A 6,065-nucleotide genomic window follows, 5' to 3' on the forward strand; every position below is an offset into this window, starting at 1 on the left:
CTGCTTCTTGGTGCCGACGAAGAGAACGGTGCCACCGTGGGCGACGGTCTCCTTGACGAACTCATAGGCGCGATCGATGTAGGTCAGCGTCTGCTGCAAATCGATGATGTAGATGCCGTTGCGGTCGGTGAAGATGAACCGCTTCATCTTCGGGTTCCACCGGCGGGTCTGATGCCCGAAATGTGCGCCGCTGTCCAGCAGCTGCTTCATGGTCACGACAGCCATCGTCGAGACTCCTGTTCTATTGCAGTTGTCATCGCCCGCCGGTCGGCGGGTGATCCTGATGCTTGCCACGGCGTCGGTACCCGGGTCTCCCTGGGACTGCCCGCGCCGCGCCGACCTGCGAAGATCGGTAGCGAGCATGCGAAGTCACTTCACTTGCGCAGATGCGCGATGAAGTGCGTTGACAAGTCTAACGGTGCAGGTCGGCGCCACCAAATCGGTTTTCTGGGCACAGGCCGTGGGGAACCGTTTAGGGGCCGCGTGCGTCCAATCCCATATGCGGCACAGTCATCTGCGGACTTCCTTGCGGGCCCTGACGGTCGTGGGCGTGCTCATCGTCGTCTGTCTGGCCCCGGCACCGTGGTGCGCGGCTGCGCGCTACGGATGGCCGTTGTCACCCCGGCCGGCGGTCGTGACCCCCTACGATCCGCCGGCGCAGCGCTGGATGAGCGGGCATCGCGGCGTCGACCTGGCCGCCACAGACGGGCAGTCGGTGCTGGCCGCCGGGGACGGCACGGTGACCTTCGCCGGACAGGTGGGCGGCAAGACGGTCGTGTCGATCCGGCACACGCCGGCGCTGTGGACCACCTACGAGCCGGTGGAGCCCCAGGTTCACGAGGGCGACGTAGTCCGGCGAGGGGACGTGATCGGCACGGTCACCGGCGAACACGAGGGGTGTCCGGTGGCTGCCTGCCTGCACTGGGGTGCGCGGACCGGCGCCGGGCCGAGCGGCGGATACCGCAATCCACTCGGCCTCGTCGGTGCGCTGCGGGTGCGGTTGTACCCGGTCCCCTAGTGGACCGGCTCTAGTAGACCGGCGCGTTCAGATGCGGGCGGGGCGTGCCGGACCCGGGACCGTCGTAGTGCCACCACTCGCCCTCGTACTGCGACAGTCCGCCGGCTTCCATCGCCGAACGCAGAGTCGCACGATTTGCCTGCGCGACGCTGCTGATACCGGTGGCATTTGCGTGCGAGGCCGGGGTGAAGTCGTCGAATCCGGTGCCCATGTCGAGACGGCGGCCATCACGCTGCGCAAGAGTGACGTCCACGGATCGGCCCGCTTCATGGCTCGTGGCCTGGTTACCCGGCTTGGCGACCCAGGCCGCGTTCGGCACCACCTGCCACATTTTGACCTGGGCAGAGTGCGGTCGGTAACAGTCCCAGAACACCAGCCGCAGCCCCTTGCCGCGCAACTTCTTGCCCGCCGTAGCCAGACCGGGCGCCATGTCCTTGCTGATAAGGCACCGCGCATTCGTCGGGTACAGCCGGACTTTGGTGAAGTTGTCGGTCGTCGCATAGCGCAGATCGATGATCGCATCGGGCACGACGGACCGGACGTCGACGAGCCCGGCCTCGGTCGCCGCGTGGCTCAGCGGTGGGGCGGCGGCAGACTGTCCGGGGACCAAACTCGCCCCCAGCAGGACCGTCGTCACGGCGAGAACGGTGCGGATCGTCGAAAATTTCACACGCTTCACCGTACCGGCTAGGACCGCGGGTGGGCCTGCGCGTGTACTGCGCGAAGCCGCTCGACGCTGACGTGGGTGTAGAGCTGGGTCGTCGCGAGCGACGAGTGGCCGAGGAGTTCCTGGACGATGCGCAGGTCGGCGCCGCCCTCGAGTAGGTGGGTGGCGGCGCTGTGGCGCAACCCGTGTGGGCCCATCGCCGGTCCCCCGACCACTTCGACGGCGTTGGTGACGACGGTCCGCGCCATCCGCTGGTCGAGCCGGCCGCCCCGCGCACCGAGCAGCAGCGCCGAACCCGACGCGGCGGTCGCCACATGCGGACGCCCGTCACGCAGCCAAAGCGCCAGCGCCTGTGCGGCCGGACGCCCGAACGGCACCGTGCGCTGCTTGTTGCCTTTGCCGATAACGCGCAGGACCTGCCGCGAATCGTCGACATCGTCGACGTCGAGTCCGCACAACTCGCCGACGCGGATCCCGCTGGCGTACAGCAGTTCCAGGATCACCCGGTCTCGCAGCTGCATCGGCGACGGTTCCTCCCCGATCGCCTGATCACCGTGGTCTACGGGCACGGCGGTCACCGCGTTCGCCTGCTCGGGCGACAGCACGTGCGGAAGGACGCGGTGGGCCTTGGGAGCTTGCAGTCGTGCGGAAGGATCGTCGCTCAGCAACCCTTCGCGGGCCGCCCACGCGCCGAACGTCTTGGCGCTCGACACCTGCCGGGCGATCGTCGTGCGTGCGATACCGCGCCGCGTCTGCTCCGCCAACCACGCACGCAACACAGATAGGTCGAGGTCGGCGACGGCGACACCGCGGGCACCCGCGAACGAGAGGAGTGCACGCACGTCACCGGTGTACGCGCGGACCGTGTGTTCGCTGCGGGCCTTCTCCAGGCGCAGGTAGGTCGCGAAATCGTCGACGACGCCCCGCTGGTCCATGGGTCCAGTGCACGTCGCGTCTGCGCTCCGCGCAACGCGGCACGCCCGGTTGCGGCCAATCTGTAACGGTCCACCGATTCTGTGCCGGTGACTCTGTGACGGCCCACCGACAAGGAGACGCCCCCGACCGTGATGGTCGGGGGCGTCGAAAGCCTGAGATCGAGGCCTTACTTCTTCTTCTTGTCTTCTTTCTTCTTCTTCACGTGGAAGGGCAGGAAGAACGAGGACTTGTGCTTGATCTTCTGGGGCTTCGACATCGGTGTCTCTCTTTCATCTCACTTCGGCGGGCTGTGTGCCCGACAAAGGACGAAGGTAGGAACACAAGTTAGGCGTCGGCCCTGTAGATGCTGTGGAGTTTCTATGTCCGAATACAGCGGGTGCCAGATGCCCGGATAGCCCGTTGACCTGCCCGTTTCCTCCGAATTCCGAGCGCGGCGTCCGAAGCTATTGGGCGGGGTTCGTTGCTTCGGACGCGCGCAGATCCGCCTTCCATTGGCGGAATCCCTCCTCGGTGTGACCCCGGCGCCAATAGCCCGAAATGGACGCGTTGGCCGCACGCACGCCGCGCTCCTTGCGGATGTATCCGCGCAGATTGTGCATGACGACCTGCGCTTCGCCATGGATGAAGACCTGTGGTTCGCCGTCCCACCACGCTGCGTTGCGGACCGCCGCAATCAGCGGAGCGTTGTCACCCGCGACGTCGTCGCCGACCTCACCGGCGCCGCCACCCCGGTGCAGCCAGGTGACCTCTACGCCCTCGGGTACGGTCAGCGAAAGCTCGTCGTCGGGTCCGGCGACCTCGATGAACGCCTGGCCGCGCGCGGTGGCCGGCAAAGCCTCGAGTGCCGCCCCGACTGCCGGTAGTCCGGCCTCGTCGCAGGCGAAGAGGTGCCAGGGCGCGTCCTCGCGCGGCCGGTAGCCGCTGCCCGGGCCGATGAACCGCACGGTTTCCCCGGGTTGCGCACGCAGCGACCACGGGCCGGCCAGCCCCTCGTCGCCGTGGACGACGAAGTCGATGGCGAGCTCACGCGCCACCGGGTCGTAGCGACGGACCGTGTAGGTGCGCAGAACCGGTTTGCCGGGTTGACCCGTGCCGCCGCGCAATTCATCGGGGTCGAGACCGTCGGGAACCTCGGACCCGTCCGGCATGAACACGATCTTGACGTACATGTCGGTGTCCCAGTCGGCGGTCACCTCGTCGCGTCCGCGCACCGGCGAGAACTCGTCGAACCCGTCACCGCCGAGGTACACGCGCATGAAATGCGGACTCAGACGCTCGGTCCGCACTACCTGCATCGTGTTCAGCCGCTTGGCCATTCACCCTCCTGGTGGTTCACATCAGCTACCGATCCTCACAACAACTGCGGTTGCAACAGTAGTTGTTGCGAGGACCTGTAGCGGAAGGGTCACCGACGTCGCCTAACCTCGGTCGGCAATGCGCTCGCGTGCTCGCGCAGCGCAGAGGATCAGATGGTTGCGCTCAGCGGTCGAATCCGTCTTGTCCGCGGCCGTCACATAGAGATCGGCGGCCACGGCCAGGTCACCGGTCGCCTCGTACAAGTGCGCCGCCACCGCCCAGTACCGGGGCAACCCTTCGTCGAGTTCGCCGAGCGCGGCGAGCCCGGCCGACGGGCCGTCGGCCTCCCCTACCGCAACGGCCCGGTTGAGGCGGGCGATCGGGCTGTCGGTCAGCGCGACCAATTCGTCGTACCACTCGACGATCTGAAGCCAATCGGTCTCGTCGACGGTGGGGGCATCGGCGTGCAACGCGGCTATCGCCGCCTGCACCTGGTACTCGCCAAGGCGGTCGCGGGCCAGCGCACCCTGCAGGATGTCCACTCCTTCGACGATGAGATCGGTCCGCCACCGTCGCCGGTCCTGTTCGGCGAGCGGCACGATCCCGCCGTCGGGGCGCGACCGGGCATCACGCCGCGCGTGGTGGAGGAGGAACAGCGCGAGGAGCCCCAGGACCTCCGGATCGTCGCGGATCGCGGCGAGTTGGCGTGCGAGCCGGATCGCCTCGGACGCCAGGTCGACTTCGCCGGTGTACCCCTCGTTGAACACGAGGTAGAGCACCCGAAGGACCGTGTCGATATCGCCCGGTACGTCGAAGCCCGCGGCACCCACAGTCCGCTTGGCTCGCGCGATCCGCTGCGCCATCGTCGATTCCGGGACCAGATGGGCCGCGGCGATCTGCTTGGTCGTGAGTCCCCCGACGGCACGCAGTGTCAGCGCCACCGCCGACGACGGCGACAGACTCGGATGAGCGCACAGGAAGTAGAGCCACAGCGTGTCGTCGGCCTCGGCGGCGGGCCCCGGTGCCGGTCGCATCGCGACGCGCGACTCGCGCTGCCGACGTGCAGATTCCGAGCGCGTCTGGTCGAGGAAGCATCGCCACGCGGTAGTGACCAACCAACCCTTCGCGTCCGCCGGCGGTTGTGACGGCCACTTCTCGATTGCCCGCACGAGTGCCTCCTGGACCGCATCCTCGGCGGAGGCGAAGTCGGCGCCACGGCCGACCAGCGCCGCAAGAACCCCGGGGATCAGTTCCCGGAGTGCGACACCGGCCACCGCGACGCCGACCGCGCGGTCGGACATCAGTCGAGGACGTCGGAGTTGTGCGACATCACCGGGCGCAACTCGAGCCACTCGCCGACCGGCACCCCACCCGCACCGGGCGCTGCGGACAACTCGCCCGCCAACTCGACGGCACGCTCGTAGGACTCGACGTCGATCATCATCCATCCCGCGACCAGGTCTTTGGTCTCGGCGAACGGGCCGTCGGTCACCGGAGGCTTGCCGGCCCCGCCCGAGCGCACCCAGGTGCCACCCGGGGTGAGCGCCCTGCTGTCGACGAACTCGCCAGTCTCTTGCAGTCGTGCCGCAAAATCCTCCATGTATTGCATGTGGGCCTCGACCTCAGCCGGGGTCCACCGATCCATCGGCACGTCGTTCACCGAGGCCGGCGCGCCGCGGTAGTGCTTGAGCATCAGATACTTGGCCATGACGTTCTCCCTTCGTTGGCGACCCTAGTCAGTCGCTCACCCCTGGGACGGAGCCGTTGGCCAATTCTCGACATCGTCGCGCAGGATCCATCGCCACCGCCAAGCGCTACGGTGGTGAGATCGGCCGTAGCTCTTGTCCCCAGCGACCAGATCCCCCGTTAGAAGGCCTCCGATGACCCTCACCGACGATGAACTCCGCACTGAAACCTTCGCCGAGCGGCGTCGGCTAGCCGATCTCCTCGGCGGACTGACCCCCGAGCAGTGGGCACATCCGTCGCTCTGCGAGGGGTGGCGGGTGCGTGAGGTCGTCGCCCACATCACGCTGGCGTACCGACATTCCGGGTTGCGCGTGGTCGCCGGGATCCTCGCTTCGGGCGGGAATTTCAACCGCTACGCCGACAAGATCGCCCGCAAGGACACGGCGACCACGTCCGATGCCG

8 protein-coding genes are annotated in these 6,065 nt (G+C 67.6%); 2 read left to right on the forward strand and 6 right to left on the reverse strand.

Annotation, left to right across the window (positions count from 1 at the left end):
• The coding region (rpsB, locus tag B4L26_RS06405; protein ID WP_290717208.1) for a 30S ribosomal protein S2 at positions 1-225 on the reverse strand (225 nt) is incomplete at its 3' end.
• Between the two features lie 319 nt (positions 226-544).
• Between rpsB and B4L26_RS06410 the strand changes: the two genes are divergently transcribed.
• Positions 545-1,018, forward strand: coding sequence for a M23 family metallopeptidase (locus B4L26_RS06410; protein ID WP_290717210.1), 474 nt, complete (start codon positions 545-547; stop codon positions 1,016-1,018).
• A gap of 10 nt (positions 1,019-1,028) precedes the next feature.
• On the opposite strand, the gene B4L26_RS06415 is transcribed toward B4L26_RS06410, so the two are convergent.
• The 5 genes from B4L26_RS06415 to B4L26_RS06435 all read right to left on the reverse strand — a co-directional run bounded on the left by B4L26_RS06415 (position 1,029) and on the right by B4L26_RS06435 (position 5,625).
• Complete coding sequence (locus tag B4L26_RS06415; protein WP_409563466.1) at positions 1,029-1,688, reverse strand: M15 family metallopeptidase; 660 nt, start codon at positions 1,686-1,688, stop codon at positions 1,029-1,031.
• A gap of 17 nt (positions 1,689-1,705) precedes the next feature.
• A complete protein-coding gene (locus tag B4L26_RS06420; protein ID WP_290717212.1) occupies positions 1,706-2,620 on the reverse strand; it encodes a tyrosine recombinase XerC in 915 nt (304 codons plus the stop codon).
• Positions 2,621-3,064: 444 nt separating this feature from the next.
• Positions 3,065-3,937 carry a siderophore-interacting protein gene (locus B4L26_RS06425; RefSeq protein WP_290717214.1) on the reverse strand — a complete coding sequence of 291 codons (873 nt, stop codon included), beginning with the start codon at positions 3,935-3,937 and terminating at the stop codon, positions 3,065-3,067.
• A gap of 102 nt (positions 3,938-4,039) precedes the next feature.
• Positions 4,040-5,218, reverse strand: a complete 1,179-nt coding sequence (locus B4L26_RS06430; protein ID WP_290717216.1) for an RNA polymerase sigma factor — start codon at positions 5,216-5,218, stop codon at positions 4,040-4,042.
• Positions 5,218-5,625: a YciI family protein gene (locus B4L26_RS06435; protein WP_290717218.1), complete on the reverse strand. Its 408-nt coding sequence runs from the start codon at positions 5,623-5,625 to the stop codon at positions 5,218-5,220. Before B4L26_RS06435 ends, B4L26_RS06430 begins: the two co-directional genes overlap by 1 nt.
• A gap of 172 nt (positions 5,626-5,797) precedes the next feature.
• On the opposite strand from B4L26_RS06435, the gene B4L26_RS06440 reads away from it, so the two are divergent.
• Positions 5,798-6,065 (forward strand): maleylpyruvate isomerase family mycothiol-dependent enzyme (locus tag B4L26_RS06440; RefSeq protein ID WP_290717220.1); only part of this gene is annotated, 268 nt, incomplete at its 3' end.

Source organism: Gordonia sp. UBA7599 (assembly GCA_002477755.1).
Taxonomy (GTDB): domain Bacteria; phylum Actinomycetota; class Actinomycetes; order Mycobacteriales; family Mycobacteriaceae; genus Gordonia.